The organism is Streptomyces sp. NPDC101132 (assembly GCF_044759225.1).
Taxonomy (GTDB): Bacteria; Actinomycetota; Actinomycetes; order Streptomycetales; family Streptomycetaceae; genus Streptomyces.
On sequence record NZ_JBIVYX010000013.1, the window covers coordinates 21,444 to 45,966 of the forward strand.

The window sequence follows — 24,523 nt, forward strand, 5'->3', positions numbered from 1 at the left end:
CGGCCCGGTCGGCGCGGACCGGGCCGGGCATCCGTACCCGACTGCCTTCGCGGGCTACCAGCCGAAGCGGCGGTCCACCTCCTGCGCGAACTCCTCGTAGGTCAGCACCGAGTCACCGTTCTTGTCGGCCGCGTCGAAGAGCGCGGAGGAGGCGTCCGCGTCGCCCAGGCCCCAGAACGGCAGGTCGCCGGTGGCGGCGAGGGTCGGCCCCTTGGCGCGCAGGGCGGAGATCACCTCCGCCCGGGTGAGGATGCCGTCCTCGTTCAGGTCGAGCGCGTCGAACAGCTTCCGGGCCTTGTCGCTCATCACGTCATCCCTCTCACCGGAGGCCCCCGTGGCCCCGTCTGGTCACAACCGCCTCCAGTGTGGTGCACCGGGTACGGGCCCCCTCCGGCGCCCCCGCCTTACGGCCGCTCCCTGCGGTGGGGCGGCACCCGGCGCCACGGTCCGCGGTACGAGCGGGCCCCGGGCGGTCTTGAACCGTCCCCGGCCCCTCGCCATACTCGCCGGGCAGCGCTTGTCAGGAACACGCCATTCCTGTCGCGCCTCACAGAGCCCCACCACCCAGGGGGCCCGACGCTCCGAGGAGGAGACCGGTGAGGATCACGCGCAACGCTTCCACCCACACCCCCACCCGCACGCGCACGCGCACGGCGCGGACCGCCGCGCTCGCCGCCGCCGCGACCGCCCTGGTGGCGGCCGCGGCACTCGGCGCGCCGACGGCCACCGCCGCGGCCCCGGCCGCGGACGCGGCACAGCTCTCCAGGCTGGACCAGGCCGTCCTGCGCGCCGACGTCGGCGGCACCGCGTGGCGGGTGGACCGGGCCACCGGGACGGTGGTCGTGACCGCCGACAGCACGGTTTCGGCCGCCGAACTCGCGCACATCCGGAAGACCGCGGGCGCCGACGCGGGCGCGCTCCGCGTCGAGCGGGCGAAGGGCACCTTCACCCCGCTCCTCGGGCCCGGCGACGCCGTCTACGGCAGCGGGTACCGCTGTTCGGTCGCCTTCAACGCCGTCAGCGGGGGCACGTACTACTTCCTGACGGCCGGCCACTGCGGCAACGTGGTCACGACCTGGTACACCAACTCCGCCCAGAGCACGCTCGCCGGACCCACCGTCGGGTCCAGCTTCCCGGGCAACGACTACGCGCTGGTCCGGTACGACAACGCCGGCCTGAGCCACCCCGGCGGCTACACCGCGGCCGACGCGTACGTGGGCGAGCCGGTCAAGCGCAGCGGCTCCACCACGGGCACCCGGAGCGGCACGGTGACGGGCCTCGACGTGACCGTCCGCTACAGCGGCGGCGGCACCGTCCGCGGCATGATCCAGACCAACGTGTGCGCGGAACCGGGCGATTCGGGCGGCGCCCTGTACGACGGCACGAAGGCGCTGGGCATCACCTCGGGCGGCAGCGGCACCTGCTCGTCCGGCGGCACCACCTTCTACCAGCCGGTGAAGGAGGCCCTGGCGAAGTACAAGGTCTCGCTGTACTGAGCCGGGCGCCGCGCGCGCCTAGGCTGTGCGGGGTCCGGGCCCACGCCCGGACCCCGCCGCCCCCGTGTCCAGAAAGCCGCGCCCGTGTACGTCGCCCGCTCCGCCGCCCTGTTCCTCCTCGCCGCGCTGCTGGAGATCGGCGGTGCGTGGCTGGTCTGGCAGGGGCTGCGCGAGCACCGCGGCTGGGCGTGGATCGGGGCCGGGGTGGTGGCCCTGGGCCTGTACGGCGTCGTCGCCACCTTCCAGAGCGACGCGGACTTCGGCCGCATCCTGGCCGCGTACGGCGGCGTCTTCGTCGCCGGCTCGCTGGCCTGGGGCATGATCGCGGACGGCTACCGCCCGGACCGCTGGGACGTCACGGGCGCCGTGATCTGCCTCGCGGGCATGGCGGTCATCATGTACGCGCCCCGGGGCCGTTGACCCCTGGTGCGGGCTGCTCGGGCCTCGCGTAGAGCCACCTGTCGGCTGCCACCGTCGCGCCGACCACTCCCAGGCCGGCCCGCGGCACCGTGGGCACGAGGGTGGCGGCCAGCTTCAGCGCCGCGTCCGGCGTGAGCCGACCCCGCACCCCCCGTTGCACCGGCCGTGTCATGACGGCCATGCGGAGCAGCAGTTCCCCCACGTCGGGGCGTTCCTCAGCCACCGCCTCGTGCAGCGAGGGCCCCGGCACGTACGCCGTCACCAGCCAGGGCGGGTCCGCCGCATCGGCGTCGACCACCTGCGCGGTGTAGAACCCGCCGGCCCGGCGCGCAGCGGCTCCATCGGCGCTCCCCTCCTCGTACCGGATCACCGGTGACGGCTCCCCAGCCTTCCGGAGAACGACCGGGCGCCGGAGGGGTTTCGCCCCGGCCGGACGGCGGTCAGGCCCCGGTCGCAGGCGCTGTCAGCCGGTGCCACAGGAAGGTGTGGATCAGGGCTTCGTTCCAGGCGGTCTGGTCGTGGTTGGTGGACGTGGCGTGGCCGCCGCCGAGGTGCTCGTGGAAGTGCACCCGGTGCCCGAGGTCCCGCAGCCGGGCGGCCATCTTGCGGGCGTGCCCGGGGTGGACGCGGTCGTCGCGGGTGGAGGTGAGCAGGAGCAGCGGGGGGTACGGGCGGTCGGCCTCCGCGCGGTGGTACGGGGAGAGGTCCGTCAGGTGCGGGCGGTCCGCGGGGTCGTCGGGGTCCCCGTACTCGGCGGTCCAGCTGGCCCCCGCGAGCAGCTTGTGGAAGCGCAGCATGTCCAGCAGGGGCACGGTGGCGACGACCGCCCCGAAGAGTTCGGGGTAGCGGGTCAGCATCGCGCCCATCAGCAGGCCGCCGTTGCTGCCGCCCTCGATGCCGAGCAGCTCCGGGGTGGTGTAGCCCCGGTCGACGAGGTCCCGGGCGACGGCGGCGAAGTCCTCGAAGGCGCGGGGGCGGTCGGCCTTCAGCGCGGCCCGGTGCCAGGCCGGCCCGTACTCCCGGCCGCCGCGGATGTTGGCCACCACGTACGCGCCGCCGCGGGCCAGCCAGGCGCGGCCGCGCACCGGGCTGTAGGAGGGGAGCTGGGAGACCTCGAAGCCGCCGTAGCCGTAGAGCAGGGTGGGCGCGGGGGCGGCGGGGCCCTGCGGGCCGGCCTCGGGGCCGATGACGAAGTAGGGGACGCGGGTGCCGTCGGCGGATGCGGCGAAGTGCTGTGCCACGGCCAGGCCTTCGGCGGGGAACCGGGCCGGGGAGCGCCTGAGTGTCTCGCTGCCGGCCCCGATCTCCCCGCGGTGCAGGGTGGCCGGCTGGAGGAAGCCGCTGACCACCAGGAAGTATTCGTTCCCGGTGTCCGGGTCGGTGTCGGTGACGGTCGCCGTGGCGTGCGGCGGTACGTCGGCCAGCGGTTCGCGGCGCCAGCCGTCGGCGGGGGTGAGCACCTCCAGTCGGGCGCTGACGTCGGCCAGGGTGTGCAGGATGAGGTGGTCGCGGGTCCAGCAGTGGCCGGCGAGCGCGGTGTTGCCGTCGGGGGTGAACAGCACCGTCGCGTCCCGTCCGCCGGCGAGGAAGTCCTCGAAGCCGAAGGCGAGGAGGGTGCCCGCGGGGTGGCCGAGCCAGGGGGACTTGGTGGTGACGACCAGCCACTGCCGGTGCGCGTACGCGGCGGCGTCGTCCGGTACGTCGATCCGGCGCGGCGTTCCGGTGGCTCCGGCGCCCGCGCCGTCGGTGCGCGCACCTTCCAGCAGGAACAGCTCGCGGTGCCAGAAGTCCCGCTGCCGGGAGAGGAAGTGCCGTTCGAAGCCGGGCGTGCGGTCGTACCAGCCGCCGGCCGACAGGTCGTCGGCGTCCGCCGCGTACACCGGTTCGGCCTCCGTGAGCGGGGTGCCGCGGCGCCAGCGGCGGACCTCGCGGGGGTAGCCGGACGCGGTCGTCGAGCCGGGGCCGAAGTCGGTGCCGACGTAGAGGTGGTCGCGGTCGATCCAGCCGATCGTGGTCTTCGCTTCGGGGACCTGGAAGCCGCCGGGCGTGAACTCCCGGGTCACGAGGTCGTACTCGCGCACGACGACGGCGTCGGCGCCGTCCCGGGAGAGTTCGACGAGGGCGCGGTCGTGGTCCGGGCGGAGGGTCTGCGCGCCGGCCCAGACCCATTCCTCCCCCTCTTCGGCCGCGAGGGCGTCGAGGTCGAGGAGCACCTCCCAGTCCGGCCGCTCCGTGCGGTACTCCTCCAGCGTGGTGCGCCGCCAGACGCCGCGCACGTGCTCGGCGTCCTGCCAGAAGTTGTAGAGGTGGGCGCCCCTGCGGCGGGTGTAGGGGATGCGGTCCGCGGCGTCGAGCACCTCGCGGACCTCTCGGGTGAGGCCGTCGAAGAGGGGGTTGCGGGTCAGCGCCTCCGCGGTCTCGGCGTTGCGGGCCCGGACCCAGTCCAGGGCGGCCTCGCCGGTCACGTCTTCGAGCCACAGGTACGCGTCGTCGTCGGTCACCGGACGATTGTGCACCCTGGGCCGGGGCGCGCCCGCGGCGCGGGGTCAGCGGCGGCGCTGGGCGGCGAGCAGGGCGTCGGAGACGAGGCGGACGCCGCGGGCCAGGCGGCCGAGCTGCTCCAGCTCGATCGCGTACATCCTGATCGTGTTCTCTATGACCGCGTCGACGACGCCGAGGGCGGGCAGCTCGACCCGGCTGGTCTCCAGCGCGACGCGCACGGCCCGCATCTCGTGCTGGATCTGGAGCTGGGCGTGGCGGGCGAGGAGGACGTGGTGCCGGGTGAGCGTCGAGTAGCCCGCGTAGCGCGCGGGGAGGAGGTCCCGCAGCCAGCGGGTCGCCGTGCGCTCCCAGTCGTGACTGCCGGGTGACTTGACCTGACAGGGCCAGTCGGGGCTGAGCGTGATGGTGGCCGACATAGACATACTCGTCGCTGCTTCCAAGGGTGCGGAACTCGGAACGGCGGCCCCGGTCTAAGGGGTGACCGGGGCCGCCGGTGGCGCTCTGCGGGATACGAGCCCGTAAGGGACGCCTCGGCCCGGCGCGAGGAGGGAGCGTCGGAACGTCGGCGTTCCAGGAGGGCGTAGGGGATCGCCCTCCCTGGCATCGGGTGAACGACCCGAGCGCAGTACCGAGTAAATATATATACCGTCGAGTACGCAAGGGCATGAAAAATTTCATGCGACATCGGCGCATGAAAATCCGCCGCAAAATCGCCGTGAAACGGGTCCTACAGGAAGAAATTGTGCTGCTCGGCCACCTGCTCGTAACCCTCCAGCCGCGCCTGCGTCCGCTCCGGGTCGGCATCGGCCATGGCCTGGAGCAGGGCGGCGGCGAGCACGCCCGGTGCCGCGTACGAGTCGAAGACGAGCCGGGAGCCGGTTCCGGCGGTGAGGGCGACGTCGGCCTCGTCCACCAGCGGGCCCAGGGTCAGGTCGGTGATGAGCGCGATCCGCAGCCCGGCGCTCCGCGCGGCGCGCATGGCGCCGAGGGTCTCCTTCGCGTGCCGGGGCATCGCGAAGGCCAGCACCCAGGTGCCGCCGGCCGCGCGGGACTGGAGCAGGGCGTCGTACGCGACGCTGCCGCCACGGGTCACCAGGCGCACGTCGGGGTGGATGCGACGGGCGGCGTACGCGAAGTACTCGGCGAGCGAGACGGAGATGCGCAGGCCCAGCACGGTCAGCGGGACGGAGCGGGCCAGGTCCCGGCCGATGTCGAGCACGCGGTCCGTGTCGGCGAGCAGCCTGCGGACGTTCTCCAGGTTCTCGATCTCGGCGTCCACGGCCGCCTGGAGTTCGTTGCGGCGGTTCTCGTCGCCCTCGGGCGCCCCCGCGACCGCCTTGAGGGCGAGCGGCTGGAGCGCGTCACGCAGGGCGGGGTAGCCGCTGAAGCCGAGGGAGGTGGCGAAGCGGGTGACCGAGGGCTGGCTGACGCCGACCCGCTCGGCCAGCTCGGTGATGGAGAGGAAGGCCGCCTCGGTGAGGTGGTCGATGAGGTACTGCGCGATCCGCCGCTGTCCCGGGGAGAGCCGCCGGCCGTCGAAGAGGCCGCGGACGCGGTCCGCCGGAGCGCGCTCGGCGTCCACGGACTGCCCGCCGGGAGTGATCGCGGCAGCCTGTGCGCGTTCCTGCTGGCCCGATGCCACCGTCCGCCTCCCTTTCGACCCACTGGGAGTTCAAACATAGCTCACTCACCGTGTCCGGCCGGGCGCGCTCGCACCGCGCCGAGGGCGCTGACCAGCGGGAGTTGGGGTGGACGTGCGGGGTGCACGAGGGGGCGCGCGGCGGAGGCGTACGTTCCGTGCGGCGGCGGGACGGGGTCGGGAGGGGGGCGCCGGGCGCGCCGGGGCGGGGGGGGGCCGCCGCCCCGGCGGGGGCGCACCGGTCAGCGCCGGTCAGCGCTGGGCGAGCGTGTGCGCGACGAGGGCGTTGGCGTGGCCGTGGCCCAGGCCGTGCTCCGTCTTGAGCCAGGCGACCAGCTCCATGTGCTTCGTCAGCGGCGAGGCGTTGATGAGCTCCTGCCACTCGGCGATCGGGCGGCCGTACTTCTTCTCGATGGAGGGGAAGTAGCTGGCGGGGCCCTTGGCGGGGGTGGTCACGGCGGTCTCCTGTCTGCTGCGTGCTGGCTGACGCGGCCGGCCGGGTGCGGCCGGGGCGTCTCGTCGGGGCAGACCGCCGCGGGAACCGGAACTCATCGGGGAATGCGGTGTGACCTGCGTCACCTCCGCGCTCGCCTCTCCGTCGTAGCGCCGGGCCAGTCCGGGCGGGGGTGGGGGGCACACGGGGGCGGCGGCCGGGGCCGTGACGGCGCCGTGGCCGGGATCAAGGCCCTGACCGGCAGGTTTTCCGGGACGGGTGGAGCCGTTCGGGAACCTTTCCGCCCCTTTCGGCCATCTAGTACGACGTACGTGGAGGACGGCGAGCGAGGCGGCGCGACGGATGACAGCGGTACCGGGAGCGAAGGACCCGGCGGGGCGGGGCGAGGACATGCTGCGGGGGCGGGAGCGGGAACGCGAGCGAGAGCCGGAGGGCACGGGCACCGGTGACGGTGCCGGGGTGCCGGATGGGACGGCGGTGCCGGACGGGACGGCGGTGCCGGACGGGACGGCGGTGCCGGCGGCGGTGACGGACGCGGCCGCCGAGAGCGGGGCCGACGGGGCCGACGCCCCCGGGCGGGCCGCGGAAGCGGAATCTGCTGGGCAGACCTCCGACGGCCCCGTGCGGGAGGACGGAACCCAGTCCGCCGGACGTGCGGGCAGGGCCCGGGACGCGGCGTCGGACGCCGATGGGGGCGACCGGGACGAGGAGGCCGGAACCGGTCCGGAATCCGGGGCGCAGCCTGGTGGGCGGGCGGACGACACGGCCGCGGAACCCTCCGTGGCGGAGGCTGACGGCGACGACGGCGGTGCCGCGCCGCCCGGGTCCGGCGCGGACGGCGACCGGGCGGCCGGGAGCGACGCCGCCACCGAAGCGGAACCGCGGGAGGCCGCGACCGGGGGCGAAGAGGCCACCGAAGCGGAACCGCGGGACGCGGCGGCGGCCGACGACACGGGTGCCGAGGGCACCGAGCGCACCGAGGACGGCGGCTCCGATAGCGCGGGCGCCGCCGAGGGCGGCGCGGCGGCCGGGGAGCACGGCGGCGCGGCGGAAGCCGGGTCCTCCGAGAGCACCGCACCGAACGCCACCGCGCCGGCTCCCGCCCCGGCCCCGGACCGGCGGCCCGACGACGAGGACGAGGACGAGGACGAGGGCGCGGACGAGGGCGAGGGCGCAACCGCCCGGAACACCGCCGTGGACGATGCCCCGGCAGCGGGCCGGGCATCCGACGCCGAAGCGCGCCCGGAGGCCGACGCGCCGGCGGCGGACGAGCCGTCCAACGCCGGCGGGGACGCGGCGCAGGATGCACGGCCGCGGGCCGACGAGGGCGACGAGGCCGACGACACGGAGGAGGGACGGCCCGAGGAATCGGAGGGTGGCGCTCCCGGCGCGGACGGGCCCTCCGCGGGCGGCGGCGGGGAGCAGGACGGGGCGGGGGCCGGCGGGGACGGGCCGCAGCCCACGGATACCGGTGGTGCCGGGGAGGTTTCCGGGGGCGGTGCGGGCCGGGTGCCCGCGTGGGCGCGCGGCGACGGCGAGAGCGACAACGAGCGGACCAGTACGTTCGTACCCCTGAAGCCGCTGGAACCGCGGCAGGCCGGGGACCCGCGGGCCGGACATCAGGCCGAAGCGCGGGAGCCCGGCCGGGACGGGGGCGACCAGCGCACCGTCCACCTGCGCACCCCCGCCCGGCCGGACGGCCAGGACGCGGAGCCGGCGGAGACGGGAGACCGGGAGCAGGCGCAGCCGAAGGGCGCGCAGCCCCAGGGACCCCGGACGGCCCCCGCCGAGCCCGCGCCCACCACCGAGCAGCCCCTGCCGCCGCTCGACCTGCTGGCGCAGCTCACCAACACGCCTCCCCCGCCGGAGACCACCACCCGCACCCTGGTGCGCCGCGTCAAGGTGTGGACGCCCGTCGTCCTGCTGCTGGCCGGCGTCTTCGCGGGCGTACAGGCGCTGCGCCCCGTGCCCGCCGCCACGCTCGCCTCCGACGGCGCGCCCGCCTCCGCCACCGTCGACGGGCGGCTGGACCTGCCCTGGCCGGCGGACGGACAGGGTGCCGTCCGCGTCCAGGGGGCCGGGGACGTCGGCACGTTCGGGATGCAGAAGCCCGTACCGACGGCCAGCGTCGCCAAGGTCATGACGGCGTACGTGATCCTCCGCGACCACCCGCTGAAGAAGAACGAGGACGGTCCGCGCATCGAGGTCGACGCCCAGGCCGTCCAGGACGGCACGGCCGAGCACGAGTCGCGCATCGAGGGCCTCACGGCGGGCAGCACGTTCTCGCAGCAGGACATGCTGAAGATGCTGATGATCCCCTCGGGCAACAACGTCGCCCGGCTGCTGGCGCGTTGGGACGGCGGCGGCGACCAGGCCGCCTTCGTGGCCAAGATGAACGCGGCCGCGAAGGAGCTGGGCATGACCAGCACCCGCTACACCGACCCGAGCGGCCTCGACCCGAAGACCGTGAGCACCGCGACCGACCAGCTGAAGCTCGCGGAGGCGGTGATGGAGTTCGACGCGTTCCGGGCGATCGTCGCGCTGCCGAACGCGAGGATCGAGGGCCTGCCGGCTCCGATCAACAACAACAACGACAACCTGCTGCTGTCCGGCCTGAGCATCAAGGGCATCAAGACGGGCTCCAGTTCGGCGGCCGGCGGTGCCCTGATGTGGGCGGCGTACAAAACGGTGGGCGACAAGACGCCGCTGATCATCGGCACGTTGATGGACCAGCACGTGGACGGGCCCGACCCGGACGCCATCCGGTCCCTCGGCCTGGTGAAGGACAACAGCAAGAAGATCATCGAGGCGGTGCGGAACGCGCTGACCGCCGCGACGGTCGTCAGGAAGGGACAGGTCGTCGGGTACGTCGACGACCACCTGGGCACGCGGACCCCGCTCGTCGCCACCCAGGACGTCACGGCGGTGGCGGTGCCGGGTCAGAAGCTGTCCCTCGCCCTCAAGGGCAGCGGGGACGGGAAGCTGCCGGCCGAGGCCCCGGCGGGCACCGTGGTCGCCACGCTGACCGTCGGTACGGGCCCGGGGGCGCCCACGGTTCCGGTGGCCGTGCAGCACGACCTGAAGGCGCCGTCCTTCGGTGCGAAGCTGACGCGCCTCGGCTAGCCGGTACGCCTCCCCGGCCGGGCCCCCTCCGTGGGGGGGGGCCGGCCGGCCGTCGTCACGGCCGCCGGCTCAGCGGTCGAGCAGGGCCAGGGCCGCGGCCCAGCCGTCCGCCCGGGCCCGGGCGTCGGCCGCGCGGGTGCCGCCGAGCGGCGTTCCGTCGGGCAGGACGGTGCCGGCTGGCCGGTACGGCGGGCCGCCCACGCCGTGTCCCGCACGCGGGTGGACGAGCACCCGGTACGGGCGGCCGTCGGCACCGTGCTGCCGCCCGAGCGAACGCGCGGCCGCCCCCGCGTCCCACAGTCCGTCCGCACCGCCGGCGACCGCCAGCACGGTGCCGCGCACCCGGTCCAGCGGGATGGGCCGGTGCTCCAGCGGCCGCCCGCCGCGGACCCATGCGGTGCCGGCGACGGGATAGGCGCCGTTGGTGTCCCGGCTGGGGGCGAACAGGACGGCGTCACGGACGAGCCCGGGTTCGTACTGGGCCAACAGCTGGGCGGCCTCGGTGCCGCGTGAGGAGGCGACGACCGCGAGCCGTGCCGGGTCCGCGCCCGGCTGGGCGGCGACCAGCCGGGCCGCGGCGGCGAAGTAGGCGAGGTCGATGTCCGCGAGGGCGGCGGGCCGGCCGGCGCAGCCGAAGTAGCAGAGCGCGAGGGCCGGATGCCCCCGCGAGGCGAGCAGGGCGGCCTCCTCGTAGAGGCCGTTGCCGCCTTCCGAGCCGCCGAACAGCAGGACCGGCGCCCGCCCGGTGCCGCCGGGGGGCGGCAGGTACAGGTCACCGCTCACCCCGTCGGCCCGGACGGTCAGGGTCCGGTGCCGGACGCCGGGGGCGGCGAGGACCCGGGTGACCGTGGTCCGGCTCTGGACGACGCCGTCCACGCTGACGGCGAGCCGCACCTCGTACGCGCCGGCGCGTTCGGGGCGTCCGGGCACGAACCAGGTCCGGTCCGCGCCGCCCGTGGCGGGGACCATGGACCAGAGCGGGCCCGAGGGATCGACGCCCCGGTACGAGCTGCCGGCCAGCGGTGCGTCCCGGGCGAGGTCGGTGCCGCCCCGCCGGCCGGCGCGGAAGTGCGCGGTCGAGGTCCAGACGAGCCCCTCGCGGTCCGTCGTCGCGGCGGTGAGGGTGAACCGTTCGCCCGGCGCGAGCCCGCTGACCCCGATCCGGAGCGGGGCGTCGGCCGGCCCCCTCCGGGGCTCGGCCGTGACGGACACCCGGAAGGTGCCGTGGTACGTCTTCCCGGCGCAGCCGGTCGTACCGGCGGCCCCGGCGAGGAGGGCGACCAGCACGGCACCGGCCACCGGCACGCGCCGCCCCGGCCGCGTCGGCCGCCCCGGTACGGTCGCGCGCGGCGGACCCACAGCGGGCCGCGGACGCACGGCGGGCCACTGCCGCACGGCGGACCGCGGACGCACGGCGAGCCGCGAACGCACGGCAAGCCGCAAGCCGAAGCACCGCCACACGGCCGACCCGAGTCGCGCCGCCACCTGCGCCCCCGCACCCGGCCCGCCGTCCTCGCCCGTCCGCTCCCCCGCCACGACGGCCTCCCCCGCTCGTCCCGCGCCCTTCCCCGCCCCGAACAGCGCGCAGTATCAAGCCCGTTGCCGGAGGAGGGAAGGCATCCGCACGAGGCGGCGCGCCGACGGGCCGACTCGCCGACCGGCCGACGGCCGACGGCCGAGCGTCGCCTAGCCCTGTCCCTCCATCAGTTCGTTCACCGGCTCTCCCTTCCGGAGCACCACCGGGACCGGCGCGGCGAGGCGTTCCAGGCGCTCCTTGAAGCGCGCCGACGCGGCGCCTTCCGCCGTGGTCCCGATGACGATGGCCGACGCGTCGGACGACGCCGACCCGTCGTAGACCGGGTGTCCGAGGCCCTCGGACCCGCGCAGGACCTTCTCGACGGCCGCGGCCAGGGTTCGTGCCGTGTACCGGGCGAGGTAGAGATCGGCGCGGCGCGGGTCCACGGAGGGGTCGGCCTGCCGCGCGGCGGCCAGCAGCTTCCGGCCGCGTTCGAGGTCCGTCACGCACAGGGCCACCCGGCCGACGGGCTGGTCGGTGATGTGGCCGGCGTACACGTCGGCGAAGGCGCCGTACCCCTGGTCGCCGACGGCCTGGCCGAGGCGTTGCGCCTCGGGGGTGTTCGCGGGTGTGCCGTCGATGGTCGTCGGCGCGGCACCGGGGCCGGACCCCGGCTCTGCCCCCGCCCCGGACTCGGCGAGCCCGGGGCAGGGCTCCGCCCCGGCGGTCCCCCCGCCCGCCTCCTGCCGCACGCGCTGGTCGGGGACGGCATGCGTCGTACAGCCGCTGAGCAGGCCGGCCAGCAGTCAGGCGGCGGTGACGGTGGTCGTGGCGGTCTTCCTCATGGTGTCCCCCGTGTGTGGCGTTCCCGGCGCCGTGTGGCGCCGGTGCACGGACGTCCTGCCGCCCGGGCCCGGGTGGGACGTGCGCGACGGCGGCACGGTTCCGGGTCCCCGGGATGCGGACGGGTTCCGGCGGGCTAGGCCCTGTCTTTCGGATCAGGCCGGATCAGGGAGCGGGGCCTGGTGCGTGCGATCGCAAGGCGGAGGAGGGAGTCAACGCGGAGCGTTGGCGACCGACGACAACGCGGCGAACGCGCGTGCCAGGCCCCGCGAGCCCGGCGTGATCCGAAAGACAGGGCCTAGTGGGGCGCGGTGTCGTCCGCCGGGAAGGCCGGGCCGTGGCCGGGGACGATGACGTCCGCGGCGGCCAGCACCCGGAGCCGGGAGGACCTCAGCACCGCCTGGTCGGGGGCGACCGGGTCGTCCACCGGGCCGTTGGGCCGCCACCACAGGTCGCCCACGAAGGCCACGACCTCCGTCTCCGTGCCGGCCAGCAGCGTGATGTCCTCGCGACTGTGGCCCGGGGTGCGGATCAGGCGGAGGGAGGGGGCGAGTTCGTACCCCTCCGCGTCGCGGTCGGTCCACTGGTCGTTCTCGTAGACCGCCTTGTGGTCGTGGACCCGGGCGTGGCCGAAGAGGCCGACGTTCATCGTGTTGTCCGGGTGGTGGTGGCTGAGCACGACGTCGGTGATGTCGTCGGGGCCGAGGCCGAGTTCGGCCAGCGGGCCGAGGATCCGGTCGCGGCCGGCGACCATGCCCGGGTCGACGATCACGTGGCGGTCCCCGTCCCGTACGTAGGAGACGGTGGCGGCGACCCCGGGGCCGGTGGAGAGGGTGTAGCCGGTGGTCAGGATCGTGTACTCGGCGCTGCGGCCGGTGGGGGCGTCTGTCATGCCCCGAAGTCTTCCGGGGGCCGGAGGGTGCCACGAGTGGCCCTTCTGCCACCGATCGCAGGATTCGTGCCATCGGCCGGCGCCGTGTCAGACTCGCCGGATGCCGCCCTTCGTGACCGTCGCCGCGTACGCCCCGCAGGGCGTCGGCATGCTCGCGGCCGGGATCGTCTCGGAGGTGTTCGCCCCGCGGGGGCCGGGGCTGCCGGCCTTCGACTTCGCCCTGTGCACCGACCGGCCCGGGCGGGTCCGCACCGATGTGGGACTCCCGCTCGTGGCCGAGCACGGGCTGGACCGGCTGGCCGCCGCCGACCTGGTGATCGCCCTGCCCTGGGCGGACTTCCGTACGCCTCCGCGGACCGCCGTGCTCGACGCGCTGGCCGCGGCGCACGCGCGCGGGGCGCTGGTCGCGGGGCACTGCGTGGGCGCCTTCGCGCTCGCGGCCGCCGGGCTGCTCGACGGGCGCCGCGCCACCACCCACTGGCGCTTCGCCGCCCTGCTGGCCTCCCGCCACCCGGCCGTGACGGTGGAGCCGGACGCGCTGTACGTCGACCAGGGCCCGGTCATCACCGGGGCGGGCGCCGCGGCGGGCTTCGACCTCTGCCTGCACCTGCTGCGGCGGGAGCACGGCGCCACGACGGCCAACGCCATCGCCCGCGACCTGGTGCTGCCCTCGCACCGCGACGGCGGACAGGCGCAGTACCTGGCCACTCCCGCCCCCGAGGACTGCCAGGACGAGCGGCTGGCCGACGTGCTCGCCTGGGCCCGCGAGCACCTCCACGAGCCGCTGCCCGTCGCCGAGCTGGCCCGGCGGGCCCTGATGAGCCGCCGCTCCTTCGCCCGCCGCTTCGCCGCCTCGACCGGCACGACTCCGCACGCCTGGCTCCTGGGCCTGCGCCTGAACCGCGCCGAGGAACTCCTGGAGTCCACCGACCTCCCGGTCGAGGAGGTGGCCCGCCTCACCGGGTTCGGCAGCGCGGCCGTCCTCCGCGCCCAGTTCGTCCGCCGCCGCGGGGTCCCACCCCGCACGTACCGACGCTCCTTCACCCGCACGCCCTGAGGGGTGTCCGGTGTCGGGCGTCGGGCGTCGGGCGTCGGGTGTCCGCCCGCCGGCCGCCACGGCGGCTGCCCGCGGTCCCGGACCGTGTGGCGGGGGCCGACGCCCCGTCGACACCGGCCGGGCCGGGCGCGCCGGGGGTGCCTCCGCCGGTCAGGCCCCCGAGATCGGTGCCTTCCGAGCCGGTGCCGGGAGGAGGAGGGCCGTGATGTTGTCCGCGCCGCCGGAGGCGAGGGCGTGGTCCACCAGGGCGCGGGCGCGGGTCAGGGGGGTGCCTCCGGCGGGCGGGAGGGCGGCCAGGGCCGCCGGGTCGGGGAGGTAGCGGGTGAGGCCGTCCGTGCAGAGCAGCAGGGTGCCCGGTTCCCGCGGGCGGTACGAGCGTACGTGGACCGGCGTGTCCTCCGCGTCCGCGCCCAGCCATGCCGTCGGTGCCCCGGTCGTCCTCCGTGAGCCGGAACGCGGTGCCCCGGTCCGGCAGCCAGTACGCCCGGCTGTCGCCGAGCCAGCCGCACCAGAGGCCCTGCGGGCCGACGGCGGCGGCCAGGTAGGTGCAGGCGGGGGCGGAGCCGGGCGCCGGGGCAGAGCCGACCGCCCCCGTGGAGTCGGGCTTCCGCGCGGAGTCGGCCGTCCGGACGGAGCCGGCCGTCTGTCCGGCCAGGGCCGCGACCGCGCGGCCGGCCCGCCGCCCCGAGGTTTCCAGGGCCTCCTCCGGGAGCCGGCCCTCCGTCAGGAGCGCCGCCAGCACGCGGGCGCCGACCTCGGCGGCGAGCGTGGCGGCGCGCTCCGCGCGCGGGGCCATCGAGACCCCGTCGCACACCGTGCCGACCGTCCACTCCCCCGCCGTCACCAGGGCCATCGCGTCCGCGTTGACGCCCTTGACGCGCCCCCGGTCACAGACGCCGGCCGCGCCGTCGGGCGCCCCGGCCTCCAGCCGGGCGCGGTGGGCGGGGCGGCGGGTGCCGCAGTCCCAGCAGTGACCGTCGGGTGCGACCGTACCGCCGCAGGCCGTGCAGTTCTCCATGTCGTCCATCCGCGGGAGATCTTGCCAGACCGGGGGCCCTGGGTACGCTCCGGACATGGACGAGGACATGGTGGGGCGGACCGGCCGGGTGACCGGGACGGTGGGGCCGGGCCTGGTCGGCGAGGTGATCGTCCGCGTCCGGGGAGGCGCCGAGCACTTCCTCGCGTACCCGGCCCCGGGAGAGGGCCGGATCGGGACGGGCACCGTGGTGACGGTGGTCGAGTACCTGCCCCCGCGCACGGTGTACGTCATGGCGGCGTACGACAACTGACACCGCGTCCGGCCCCCGCGTATCAAGACGGCGACAAGAAGCGGCGCACGCCTTCTCGCCGGGGTGGGGGCGGGAGCACACTGCCGGTCCAGCGGTGCCGAGCGGCACCGCGCCAAGGGGGTGAACGCCGGTGTCCGTCGGCGTCGTGGCGGGGGCCGTGCTCCTCGCCGTCATGGTTCTGATCGGCGTGTTCAAGCTCATGTGGCGGGTGGCGGAGCCGAACGAGGCGCTCGTCATCTCCGGCTCCGCGCACAAGACCGAGGGGCTCGGCGAGGGGATGGGGTTCCGGATCGTCACCGGGCGCGGAACCCTCGTCATCCCGGGCGTGCAGGCCGTCCGCAAGCTGTCGCTGGACCTCAACGAGACCCAGCTGTCGGTGGACTGCGTCACGCAGCAGGGCATCCCGCTGCGGGTGAAGGGTGTGGTGATCTTCAAGGTGGGCGACGACTTCGTGTCGATCGCCAACGCCGCGCGCCGCTTCCTGGACCAGCAGAAGATGATGCCGGAGCGGGTGCACATCGTGTTCGCCGGTCATCTGCGGTCGATCGTGGGCGGGTTGACGGTCGAGGACATGATCCGCGACCGCGAGAAGCTGACCGGGCAGACGCGGGCCGCGTGCGGGACGGAGATGGAGAAGCTCGGGCTGATCGTGGACTCCCTCCAGATCCACGAGATCGAGGACCCGACGGGGTACATCAAGAACCTGGCGATGCCGCACGCGGCCGCGGTGCAGCGGGACGCGCGGATCGCGCAGGCGGAGGCCGACCGGCTGGCGACGGAGGCCGAGCAGACCGCGTTCGCGCGGATGGCGGAGGCCACCCGGGACAGCGAGATCCTCCAGGCCGGGTACCAGGCGGAGCGCGACAAGGCGGCCGCCGCCGCACGGCAGGCCGGCCCGCTGGCCGAGGCGGCCGCCCGCCAGGAGGTGGTGGTGCAGGAGACGCGGGTGGCGGAACTGGAGGCGCACCGGCGCGAGCAGCAGCTCCAGGCGGACGTCCGCAAGCCGGCGGACGCGAAGGCGTACGAGAAGCGGACGCTGGCGGAGGCGGAGCGCGACGCGCGGATCTCGGCGGCCCAGGCGAAGGCGCGGGAGACCGAGCTGGCCGCGGCGGCCGAGGCCACGCGGGTGAAGGCGGCCGCGGCGGCCGAGGCCCAGGCCACGGAGGCGCGCGGCCGGGCGACGGCCACGGCGACCCGGGCCACCGGTGAGGCCGAGGCCGCCGCCACGCAGGCCAAGGGGCTCGCGGTCGCGGAGTCGGCGCGGGCCAAGGGCCTGGCGGAGGCGGAGGCCATCAAGGCGCGGGCCGCGGCGCTGGCCGAGAATCAGGAGGCGGTCGTGGCGCAGCAACTGGCCGAGAACTGGCCCGAGATCGTGGCGGCGGGCGCGGGTGCCTTCGGCAACGTGGAGCACATGGTGCTGCTGAACGGCGCGGACGGGATGGGCGACATGTTCGCGAAGGCGCTCACGATGGGCGGCACGGGGCTCGGGCTGGCGCGGCGGCTGCTCGCCTCGATGAACGACCAGCCGGCCGCCGCCCCGACCGCCCCCTCCCCGGCCTCCCCGTCGGTCGCCGCGCCGGTCGCCGCGCCCGATGCGGTGCGCCCGGTGCGGATCCCGGTGACCTCGGAACCGGAGGCTCCCCAGCCGGGGGCTGCGCGGCCGGCGAAGGAGGCGAAGGCGCCCCGGACCTGACCGCCCGGGCCCCGGCGCGGGGCACGCGGAGCAGCCGGGGCCGGCACCCCGGGCGCGCCCGGCGGGAGCCGGCGGCTGGGGCGTCGGCAGTCCGTGGACTGGCCGGGCCCCCTCGGGGGCCCGACCGCGGACGGGGTGGGCTCGGGGCGGCGGTCCGGGTGCGGGGGCGGTGTGGGGTGGGTGCCGCAGGTAAGGGGACGTCGGGATTCCGGCCCGGTGTGGGGTGGGGCGGCGGCATGATCGGTTGCATGGTGATCGGAGTGGCGTACCTGTTGGTGATGCCGGGCGAGGGCGCGGCGCGGGGTGCGGCGGCCGAGTTGGGGCGCCGGGGCTTACGTTCCGTGCGGCTGGAGGCGGGGCCGGGCTTCCCCCGGCTGTCGGCGCTGGCCGCGTACCCGGTGCCGGAGGGCCGCCCGCCGGAGGTGCTGGACGCCCATCTGGCCGGGGAGCGCAGCCGCGTGGCCGCGCTGGCGCGGGAGTACGGAGGCACGCTGGCCGTCTGGTCGCACGGGCCGGCTGCGGTGCCGGACGAGGGGGCCGACCGGCAGCTGCACGCGGCACCGGAGGCGCTGATGCCGCTGCCGGACCCCCTCCCGGAGGCGGTGCCGTGCCCGCGGCGGCGGTGGAAGGGCGAGCCCTTCGACACCGCCCCGCCGGACGAGGTGCGGGAGGTGGTGGAGGTGGCGCGGCGGCTCTACGGGACGCCGGAGGCGGCGCCGGCCGGGCTCGCCCACCTGCTGGATCCGGCACTGGCGGAGGAGGACCCGTACCCGGACACCCGGTCGTTCTGGGAGGAACTGACGGTGTGCGTCCAGCATCTGCCGGCGCTCGGCGGCGGTGGGATCCGGGCCGTCGCCTTCCATGCCGAGGTCGCCGCGACACCCGGGGTCTCGCCCGGCGGCCGGACGGTGGCGCTGCGCGAACTGCTGGCCGCCGCCGCGGACCTGCACGCCGGTACGGTGCCCGCCGCCCCGGCGGGCCCGCTGCCGGGCGGCTTCGACCGGGCCGGGTACGCGACCGAACTGCGGGCCGCCGTGGTCGCGCGGGTGCCCGGGCTCGTCCGCACCTGGGACGCGCAGCCGCCGCCGGCCCGGTACGCGCTGGCGGCCCTGGCCGTGTTCGCGCCCTCGGCCACCGCGGAGCTCGTGCTGCCCCGGCTCGGGCAACTGCCGGTACGGCCGGGCGGTCCCGGCTCCACGGAGCTGCGGCTGATCACGGCCCTGCTCGGCGGCGGTCCCACCGGTCCCGCCGGGCCCGCCGGCCCCACCGGCTTCTCCGGAGCCGAAGCCGGAGCCGGAGCCGACCCCGAGACCGTGCGGCTGTCGGTCGCCGCCGGCGCCGCCCGGGACCTGACCGCCGGGCTCGGGCTGTAGGCCCCCGCAACCGCCACGGGCGGGACGGCACCCATCTGCCGCCCCGCCCGCCGGACCGGCTGCGGACCGGCATCACACCGTCCGTCCGCACGCCGTCCGCACGCCGTCCTCATGCCCGCCAGGGCGTCAGCGGCGGACCTTCCACGCGACCGTCCGCTTCAGCGTGTCGGCGATCTTCGGGTCGCGGACCGCCCGGGTGCGGTCGGTGACCGTGACGGTCAGCTTGTGGGTGCGCAGGTCGGTCGCCGCCAGGCCGAGTTCGGAGACCTGCACCTTCGTGCGGCCGTTGAACTGCGGCAGCTGCTTGCCGTCCAGGGACCAGCGGATGAAGAGCTTCCGGCCGTCCGCCGTGACCAGCTTCGGCACCGCGATCTTCGCGGCCGCTCCCGTGCGCAGCGTCCGGTCGGTCGCGGTCAGCGGGGTGGCGATGCGGGCGTGCCGGTAGAAGCCGGCGATCATCTGCTCCACGCCCGGCAGGTTGAACGGCTTGTCCAGCACCCGCATCATCGAGTTGTCGGTGGGCCGGTTGAGGCCCTTGACGTAGTAGCCGCCGCCCTCGTACGCGCCGACCTTGCCGCCGTCGGGCGAGGTCTCGCCGAGCCAGCGGTACCACTTGGCCCGCTTCCGGGCCAGGTCGGCCGCGCTCAGGGTGCTGATGTTGGAGTCGGCCGGCTCGGCGCCGGTGTACTTCTCGTAGCCCGGGTAGTCCGGGTAGAAGTACTCGTCGGCGAGCTTGCCCAGCGAGTGGCCGGTCTCGTGGATGGCGACCTGGCCGGACTTGTCGTTGCCCGCGGAGGCGGTGGCGATGCCCTCGTAGCCGAGGGTGGCGCTGGGCTCGTTGTAGCCGGCGCCGCCGTACTTCTTGCTGTTGGCGAGGACCAGGACGAGGTCGGCGTCGGGAGCCTTGGCCACGTACGAGTCGACCTTCTTCTGGTCGACGCAGAGCAGCCGCTCGATGTCCTCGCACCAGAAGTACGAGCCGAGCGCGGTGTCGCGCCGGGTGCCGGCCTCGGGGTCCCCGGTGACGCCGGACTGCTTCGAAACGGCGTCGACGGCCCAGACGTTGAAGAGGTTGCGGTACGTGGTGTACGGCTCGACGGCGGTGATCTCCGCCCACTTGGCCCGGGCGTCCGTGTGGAACTTGGCGAGTTCGCCGGCCGTGTAGCCGTCGCCGACGACCACGACGTCCAGCCGGTCGGCGGTCCGGCCGCTGTCGACGAGCCGGGTGACCTGGCCGTCGGCGGCCTTGGCGGCCGGCGAGTCGAGGGCGGTGGACTTGTGCGGGGAGGCGGCCGGGACGCGGCGGTGTCCGGAGCCGGCGAGGCGGCCGTGCTCCGGGCCGGGTATCTCGACCTCGACGACCGCGCCGCTCGCGTCGGTCGGGGCCGGCGCGGGCTCGGGCTGGGCCGCCGCGATACCGGGGGCGGTGGCCAGCACCGCGGCGAGGGTGGCCGCGACGCCGGCCGTCGCCACGGCGGTGCGCAGGGTTGTGCGCATGGGGTGTGCTCCTGAGGGGGGTGGAGGGTGGACCGTGATTAAGCAGTGCAGTAAATCTGATGAACTGCTGGCTTAAGCTATGCGGCGGCGCGGGGCGCGCGCAATGGTCTACTTCCTTCGCTCAGCGAGGAGTTGGCGATACGGGAGGGATCCGATGGACGAACCGGCCGAGATCGGGCGCCGGGTTCAGCGGCTTCGGGGCGAACGCGGTCTGACGCAGCGGCAGTTGGCGGAGCCCGCCTACACGCCGGCCTACGTCTCGACACTGGAGTCCGGCAAGGTGCGCCCCTCGGAGACGGCCCTGCGCTTCCTCGCGGAGCGGCTCGGCACGTCGTACGAGGAGCTGGCGACCGGGCGCCCGCCCCGGCTCGGCACCGAACTGCGGCTGGCGCTCACCGACGCCCAGCGGGAACTGGCCACCGGCGCCGCGGACGGGGCGGCGGTGCTGTTCCGCCGGGCGCTGACGGACGCGGAGCACCTGGAGCTCGTACCGGAGCGGGCCGAGGCGCTGCTGGGGCTCGGGGAGTGCGCCCTGGAGTGCGGTCAACTCCCGGATGCACGGCGGCACTTCGAGGAGGCGGAGAAGCTGCTGGCGGGCGAGCCGCTGCCGCGCCGGGCCCGGGCGGTGCGGGGACGGGCCATCGCCCACCTGCTGGCGGGCGAACTCCGGTACGCGTGCTACCTGCTGGAGTCCGCCATCGACGCGCTGGGGGCGGGCGGGCTGGCCGATCCCGACGCGCTGCTGCTCCTCTACGCGGCGGTGATCAGCCCGTACATGGACATGGGGGCCCACGCGCGGGCCGCGCACGCCGCGGAACTCGCCCTGGCACTGGCCCCCTCGGCCACCGACCCGGCGCTGGTGGCGGGCATGCACCGGCAGGTGGCCCGGACGTTCCTGGCCGAGGGGCGGATCGCGGACGCGGACGCCTCGCTGGCCAAGGCGCAGGCGATCTACGGCCAGCTGCGGCTGCGCACGGATCTCGCGCACTGCCACTGGATGCGCGGCTACGTGCAGGCGCAGAACGGCGAACTCGCGGCGGCGGAACGCGAACTGCGCACGGCCCGGGACATGCTCACGGCGAAGCGGGCCGCGCTGTTCGCGGCGCAGGTGGAGGTGGAGCTGGCCGACGTGCTGCGCCGGCTGGGCCGGTACGAGGAGGCCGCCGGCCTGCTGTCGGCCCTGCTGGACCTGGACGCCCGGCACGGCGCGGTGCACGCGGGCGGTGCGCACCGGCTGCTCGGCCTGATCGCGGAGGAGCGCGGGGACACCGAGGCGGCCGAGGAGCACTACGTACGGGCGCTGGCCCTGCTGGAGCGGAGCGGGGCCAGCGGCGACCTCGCGGACCTGTGCCGCCTGCTGGGCGACCTGCTGCGCCGCACCGGCCGCGTGGAGGCGGCCCTGGACGCGTACCGCACGGGCCTCTCCCACCGCGCGGCCCCGGGCACGACGACCCTGGGCCCGGCTCCGACGACCCCACCCCTGCCGGGTCCCTGACCCTCCGCGCCCGGAGGGGCGCCGCGGAGGCGCGCCCGGTTCCTCGACCGGCCACGGGCGGGCGGGCTACGCTCGGTGGATGCCTGAGCCTCGGTCCGCGGTCGGTGAAGCGCCCTTCGTACACGTGCGGTTCGAGGGCGGGCGGCTGGTGGTGGAGCGGGGGCGGGGTGGTGCCGCCGCGTGCTGGGTGCTGCCCGGCGGGGCGGAGCGCGCGGGGGACGGGCGGTTGTCGCTGGAGGAGGCGTTGCACGCCTCGATCCGTCCCGTCGGCACGGCGGAGACGGTGCTGCGGGGCTGGGTGCGCGGCGTGCCGCCGGCCGGGCCGGTGCCGGTCGACGACCCGACGGTGCGCGAGCCCGTGCGGGTGCGGGCCGGGGCCATCGTGATCCGGGACGGGCACGCCCTGCTGATCGGCTTCGAGGGGCCCGAGGGGTGGCACTACGAGATCCCCGGGGGCGGCGTCGAGGCCGGCGAGACCCCGGAGCAGGCCGCGGTCCGCGAGCTGCGGGAGGAGACGGGACTGCGCGGCACGGTGCTCTCGGAGGCCGCCCGGGTCTGGAAGGACGGCCGCCGGGAGCACTACTTCGCGGTGCGCGCCGAGGGCCTGGTCCTGCCCGCCGGGGAACTGGACAACTACGGCGGCACCCCCACCTGGGTGCCGGTCCCGGACCTCCCGGCCACACCGCTCTGGCCCCGCCGGCTGTCCTGGCGGATCGCCCACTGGCACACCGCCGGCTTCCCCGCCCGACCGATCGAACTGGCGGACTCCATCGGGGACCTGCGCCCGCCCTGCGCCTGGTGAGGGGCACCACTCGGGGGGAAGCGGGGGGAGCGCTCAGCGGGTCAGTGCGATGGCCAGGCCCGCGTAGTCGAGGACCAGGCCGTGGTCGTCGAGGTCCAGGTCGGCCGTGAAGTCACCGGAGGCGTAGCGGACGCGGGCGCCGTGCCCGGCGCGGGCCAGGTGCGCGTACGTCTGCCGGACCGGCGTCACCGCCAGGTCCGGTACGGAGACCCAGGCCATCACGAACTCGTGCGGGCCGTCGCCCGCGTGCCGGTGCAGGCCGTGCCGGAGCACCGGCATCGTGTTGGTCAGCGGGCACAGGCCGAGGTCGCAGTCGAGGGCGCCGTCGAGGTCGGGCCGGGGCACCCCGTCCACGGTCCAGCGGCCACCGCCCGCACCGCCCCCGCCGCCCCCGCCGGCACCGCCCCCGCCACCGTCCTCGCGGCGCAGGTCGAGGGTCCGGGTGCCGGCCGCGGTCTCCACGGTCACGTGCAGGCGCCGGGTGACGAAGCCCTCGCCCGTCTCCAGCTCGTACGCCACCCAGTACGGCTCCGGGGTGAGCCCGACGGCCCGCCCCCGCGCGGAGAGCGCCGTCTCCCCGAGGTCGATCCAGGAGGTCTCGTACCCGCGGCTGGGCACGACCTCCCAGGTGCGGACGAAGGGGGCGACGGCGGACTCACTGCTCATACGCCGCACCCTACCCGCCGGTGTCCGGCCGGGCACGCTGCGCGAGCGGTGGCGCGCGGCGGATAACCGCTGTTCACGGGGGCGGGCCCGGCCCTACGATCCGCCGCATGATCCTTTCTCATGATCTTGAAGGTGCCGGGCCCGTGGTCGTGCTCCTGCACTCCGGCGTGTGCGACCGCCGCATGTGGGAGCCCCAGGCCGCGGCCCTGGTGGCGGCCGGCCACCGGGTGCTGCGGCCCGACCTCCGCGGGTACGGGCGGACCCCGGCGGCGTCGGGCCCCTACCGCGACGCCGACGACGTGCTGGCGCTGCTGGACTCCCTCGGGATCCGGGAGGCGGCCTTCGTGGGAGCCTCCTTCGGCGGTCGTGTCGCGCTGGAGCTGGCCGCCGGGGCGCCGGAGCGCGTACGGGCCCTGGCCCTGCTCTGCCCGGCCCGGGCGGGCTTCGTACCGGGGGCCGAGCTGACCGCTCTCTGGGAGCGCGAGGACGCCCTGCTGGAGGCGGGCGACGTCGAGGCGGCCGTGGCCCTGAACGTGGAGCACTGGGTGGGCCCGGAGGCGACCGCGGAAGCCAGGGCGCTGGTGGCCGTGATGCAGCGCCGGGCGTTCGAACTCCAGCTCGCCGCGCTGGGGCCGGACGGGGACCCGGCCGGCGAGGCGGACACGGAGGACGCGGGCGCCGACACGGAGGGGTCGGGCGCGGAGGGCGCGGACACCGAGGGCGCGGTCACCGAGGGTGACGCGCCTGCCGAGGACGGCGGACCGGACCTCGCCACCGCGCTGGCGCCGCTCGACGCGCCCGCCCTCGTCGTGGGCGGCGCCCACGACTTCGCCGAGTTCCGGGCGATCGCGGCGGAGGTCGCGGCCCTGCTCCCCCGGGCCCGGCACGTCGAGCTGGACTGGGCGGGCCACCTCCCGGCCGTGGAACGGCCGGCGGAGACCTCGGCCCTGCTCCTGGAGTTCCTCGCCGCCGCCGGCACGGAGCCCGCTCCGGCGGCCTGACCCGCGCCCGGACGCCGGGCGCCGGTACGCCGCGATGTGCGAGCGCCCGGCCGATGGCGTCTGCTGGAGGTGAGGGGGACCCCCGGAGGACTGGAGAGAGCCATGGCCGAGCTGACCCTCACCACGTTCGTCACCCTCGACGGAGTCATGCAGGCGCCCGGCGGGCCCATGGAGGACACCACGGGCGGGTTCCGCCACGGCGGCTGGACCGTGCCGTACTGGGACGCCGACTTCGGCCGGCTGGTCGACGAGCGGTTCCGTCCGGTGACCGGCTTCCTCCTGGGCCGCCGAACGTACGAGATCTTCGCCGGCTACTGGCCGCACCAGAAGGACCCGGACAACGTCGTCGCCGCCCGGCTCAACGGCTGCCCGAAGTGGGTCGTGTCCACCACCCTCACCCCGGAGCGGGCCCACTGGCAGGGGACCACCGTGATCTCCTCCGACGTGCCGGACGCCGTCGCCGGCCTCAAGGCGGACGTCCCGGGCGAGATCCAGATCCACGGCAGCGGCCGGCTCGCGCAGAGCCTGATGGCGGAGGGCCTGATCGACGAGTACCGGCTCTACGTCTTCCCCGTGGTCATCGGCGACGGCCGCCGCCTCTTCGGCGAGGGGGCGGTTCCGACCGGGTTCCAGCTGGTCGGAACCGAGACCACCTCCAAGGACGTGGTCCTGCACACCTACCGGCCGGCCGGGCCGGCCGCGTTCGGCTCCTACTGAGCGGGCGGATCTCCGCCGCGAATCCTCCAAACCCTGTGCGGATCAAGG

The 24,523-nt window shown here is 75.8% G+C and carries 23 protein-coding genes; 11 read left to right on the forward strand and 12 right to left on the reverse strand.

Features of this window, described 5'->3' with window-relative positions:
- Positions 1–54: 54 nt before the first annotated feature.
- The gene (locus ACIQUR_RS26850; RefSeq protein WP_403669191.1) at positions 55–306 is read right to left on the reverse strand and encodes an EF-hand domain-containing protein; all 252 of its coding nucleotides are present in this window, start codon (positions 304–306) and stop codon (positions 55–57) included.
- Between the two features lie 290 nt (positions 307–596).
- Here ACIQUR_RS26850 and ACIQUR_RS26855 point away from each other — a divergent pair, with 290 nt between their 5' ends.
- Positions 597–1,496 (forward strand): S1 family peptidase, encoded by a 900-nt coding sequence (locus ACIQUR_RS26855; protein ID WP_403669194.1) that lies wholly within the window; start codon positions 597–599, stop codon positions 1,494–1,496.
- Positions 1,497–1,580: 84 nt separating this feature from the next.
- Positions 1,581–1,916 (forward strand): YnfA family protein, encoded by a 336-nt coding sequence (locus tag ACIQUR_RS26860; protein WP_403669197.1) that lies wholly within the window; start codon positions 1,581–1,583, stop codon positions 1,914–1,916.
- Here the strand turns inward: ACIQUR_RS26860 and ACIQUR_RS26865 are convergent.
- The 5 genes from ACIQUR_RS26865 to ACIQUR_RS26885 form a co-directional block, all read right to left on the reverse strand.
- Positions 1,891–2,286, reverse strand: a complete 396-nt coding sequence (locus ACIQUR_RS26865) for a hypothetical protein (RefSeq protein WP_403669200.1) — start codon at positions 2,284–2,286, stop codon at positions 1,891–1,893. The genes ACIQUR_RS26860 and ACIQUR_RS26865 overlap by 26 nt on opposite strands.
- 70 nt (positions 2,287–2,356) lie before the next feature.
- On the reverse strand, positions 2,357–4,417 hold the full coding sequence (locus ACIQUR_RS26870; RefSeq protein ID WP_403669203.1) for a prolyl oligopeptidase family protein: 2,061 nt from the start codon (positions 4,415–4,417) through the stop codon (positions 2,357–2,359).
- Between the two features lie 45 nt (positions 4,418–4,462).
- Positions 4,463–4,834: a hypothetical protein gene (locus ACIQUR_RS26875; RefSeq protein WP_403669206.1), complete on the reverse strand. Its 372-nt coding sequence runs from the start codon at positions 4,832–4,834 to the stop codon at positions 4,463–4,465.
- A 311-nt stretch (positions 4,835–5,145) separates the two neighbouring features.
- Positions 5,146–6,060, reverse strand: a complete 915-nt coding sequence (locus ACIQUR_RS26880) for a MurR/RpiR family transcriptional regulator (protein ID WP_403669209.1) — start codon at positions 6,058–6,060, stop codon at positions 5,146–5,148.
- 249 nt (positions 6,061–6,309) lie between these two features.
- On the reverse strand, positions 6,310–6,513 hold the full coding sequence (locus ACIQUR_RS26885) for a DUF4287 domain-containing protein (protein ID WP_403669211.1): 204 nt from the start codon (positions 6,511–6,513) through the stop codon (positions 6,310–6,312).
- Between the two features lie 340 nt (positions 6,514–6,853).
- Here ACIQUR_RS26885 and ACIQUR_RS26890 point away from each other — a divergent pair, with 340 nt between their 5' ends.
- Positions 6,854–9,634 carry a serine hydrolase gene (locus ACIQUR_RS26890; protein ID WP_403669213.1) on the forward strand — a complete coding sequence of 927 codons (2,781 nt, stop codon included), beginning with the start codon at positions 6,854–6,856 and terminating at the stop codon, positions 9,632–9,634.
- A gap of 69 nt (positions 9,635–9,703) precedes the next feature.
- Here the strand turns inward: ACIQUR_RS26890 and ACIQUR_RS26895 are convergent, their stop codons facing one another.
- From ACIQUR_RS26895 to ACIQUR_RS26905, 3 genes are all read right to left on the reverse strand, one after another.
- A complete protein-coding gene (locus tag ACIQUR_RS26895) occupies positions 9,704–10,939 on the reverse strand; it encodes an acyl-CoA thioesterase/BAAT N-terminal domain-containing protein (protein ID WP_403669216.1) in 1,236 nt (411 codons plus the stop codon).
- Positions 10,940–11,320: 381 nt separating this feature from the next.
- Complete coding sequence (locus ACIQUR_RS26900) at positions 11,321–11,902, reverse strand: hypothetical protein (protein WP_403669218.1); 582 nt, start codon at positions 11,900–11,902, stop codon at positions 11,321–11,323.
- A gap of 389 nt (positions 11,903–12,291) precedes the next feature.
- On the reverse strand, positions 12,292–12,885 hold the full coding sequence (locus tag ACIQUR_RS26905) for an MBL fold metallo-hydrolase (RefSeq protein WP_403669221.1): 594 nt from the start codon (positions 12,883–12,885) through the stop codon (positions 12,292–12,294).
- Between the two features lie 100 nt (positions 12,886–12,985).
- On the opposite strand from ACIQUR_RS26905, the gene ACIQUR_RS26910 reads away from it, so the two are divergent.
- The gene (locus ACIQUR_RS26910) at positions 12,986–13,942 is read left to right on the forward strand and encodes a GlxA family transcriptional regulator (protein ID WP_403669224.1); all 957 of its coding nucleotides are present in this window, start codon (positions 12,986–12,988) and stop codon (positions 13,940–13,942) included.
- On the opposite strand, the gene ACIQUR_RS26915 is transcribed toward ACIQUR_RS26910, so the two are convergent.
- Positions 13,926–15,029 carry a PP2C family protein-serine/threonine phosphatase gene (locus tag ACIQUR_RS26915; RefSeq protein ID WP_403669227.1) on the reverse strand — a complete coding sequence of 368 codons (1,104 nt, stop codon included), beginning with the start codon at positions 15,027–15,029 and terminating at the stop codon, positions 13,926–13,928. The genes ACIQUR_RS26910 and ACIQUR_RS26915 overlap by 17 nt on opposite strands.
- Here ACIQUR_RS26915 and ACIQUR_RS26920 point away from each other — a divergent pair.
- The 3 genes from ACIQUR_RS26920 to ACIQUR_RS26930 all read left to right on the forward strand — a co-directional run bounded on the left by ACIQUR_RS26920 (position 15,016) and on the right by ACIQUR_RS26930 (position 18,297).
- The gene (locus tag ACIQUR_RS26920; protein ID WP_403669230.1) at positions 15,016–15,231 is read left to right on the forward strand and encodes a hypothetical protein; all 216 of its coding nucleotides are present in this window, start codon (positions 15,016–15,018) and stop codon (positions 15,229–15,231) included. The two genes, ACIQUR_RS26915 and ACIQUR_RS26920, sit on opposite strands and share 14 nt — an antisense overlap.
- A 172-nt stretch (positions 15,232–15,403) precedes the next feature.
- Positions 15,404–16,924, forward strand: coding sequence for an SPFH domain-containing protein (locus ACIQUR_RS26925; RefSeq protein ID WP_403669684.1), 1,521 nt, complete (start codon positions 15,404–15,406; stop codon positions 16,922–16,924).
- A 248-nt stretch (positions 16,925–17,172) separates the two neighbouring features.
- Positions 17,173–18,297 carry a hypothetical protein gene (locus ACIQUR_RS26930; RefSeq protein WP_403669233.1) on the forward strand — a complete coding sequence of 375 codons (1,125 nt, stop codon included), beginning with the start codon at positions 17,173–17,175 and terminating at the stop codon, positions 18,295–18,297.
- A 126-nt stretch (positions 18,298–18,423) separates the two neighbouring features.
- On the opposite strand, the gene ACIQUR_RS26935 is transcribed toward ACIQUR_RS26930, so the two are convergent.
- On the reverse strand, positions 18,424–19,794 hold the full coding sequence (locus ACIQUR_RS26935) for a M64 family metallopeptidase (RefSeq protein WP_403669236.1): 1,371 nt from the start codon (positions 19,792–19,794) through the stop codon (positions 18,424–18,426).
- 154 nt (positions 19,795–19,948) lie between these two features.
- Here ACIQUR_RS26935 and ACIQUR_RS26940 point away from each other — a divergent pair, with 154 nt between their 5' ends.
- Together ACIQUR_RS26940 and ACIQUR_RS26945 are read left to right on the forward strand one after the other, a co-directional pair.
- Positions 19,949–21,289 carry a tetratricopeptide repeat protein gene (locus tag ACIQUR_RS26940; protein WP_403669239.1) on the forward strand — a complete coding sequence of 447 codons (1,341 nt, stop codon included), beginning with the start codon at positions 19,949–19,951 and terminating at the stop codon, positions 21,287–21,289.
- 79 nt (positions 21,290–21,368) lie between these two features.
- Positions 21,369–22,091 carry an NUDIX domain-containing protein gene (locus tag ACIQUR_RS26945; protein WP_403669242.1) on the forward strand — a complete coding sequence of 241 codons (723 nt, stop codon included), beginning with the start codon at positions 21,369–21,371 and terminating at the stop codon, positions 22,089–22,091.
- Between the two features lie 33 nt (positions 22,092–22,124).
- Here ACIQUR_RS26945 and ACIQUR_RS26950 read toward each other — a convergent pair whose 3' ends face one another.
- Entirely contained in the window at positions 22,125–22,757 is a 633-nt protein-coding gene (locus tag ACIQUR_RS26950; RefSeq protein ID WP_403669245.1) for a putative glycolipid-binding domain-containing protein, read from the reverse strand.
- Between the two features lie 107 nt (positions 22,758–22,864).
- On the opposite strand from ACIQUR_RS26950, the gene ACIQUR_RS26955 reads away from it, so the two are divergent.
- Positions 22,865–23,758: an alpha/beta fold hydrolase gene (locus tag ACIQUR_RS26955; RefSeq protein WP_403669248.1), complete on the forward strand. Its 894-nt coding sequence runs from the start codon at positions 22,865–22,867 to the stop codon at positions 23,756–23,758.
- A 102-nt stretch (positions 23,759–23,860) separates the two neighbouring features.
- Complete coding sequence (locus tag ACIQUR_RS26960; protein WP_403669251.1) at positions 23,861–24,475, forward strand: dihydrofolate reductase family protein; 615 nt, start codon at positions 23,861–23,863, stop codon at positions 24,473–24,475.
- Positions 24,476–24,523 lie beyond the last annotated feature (48 nt).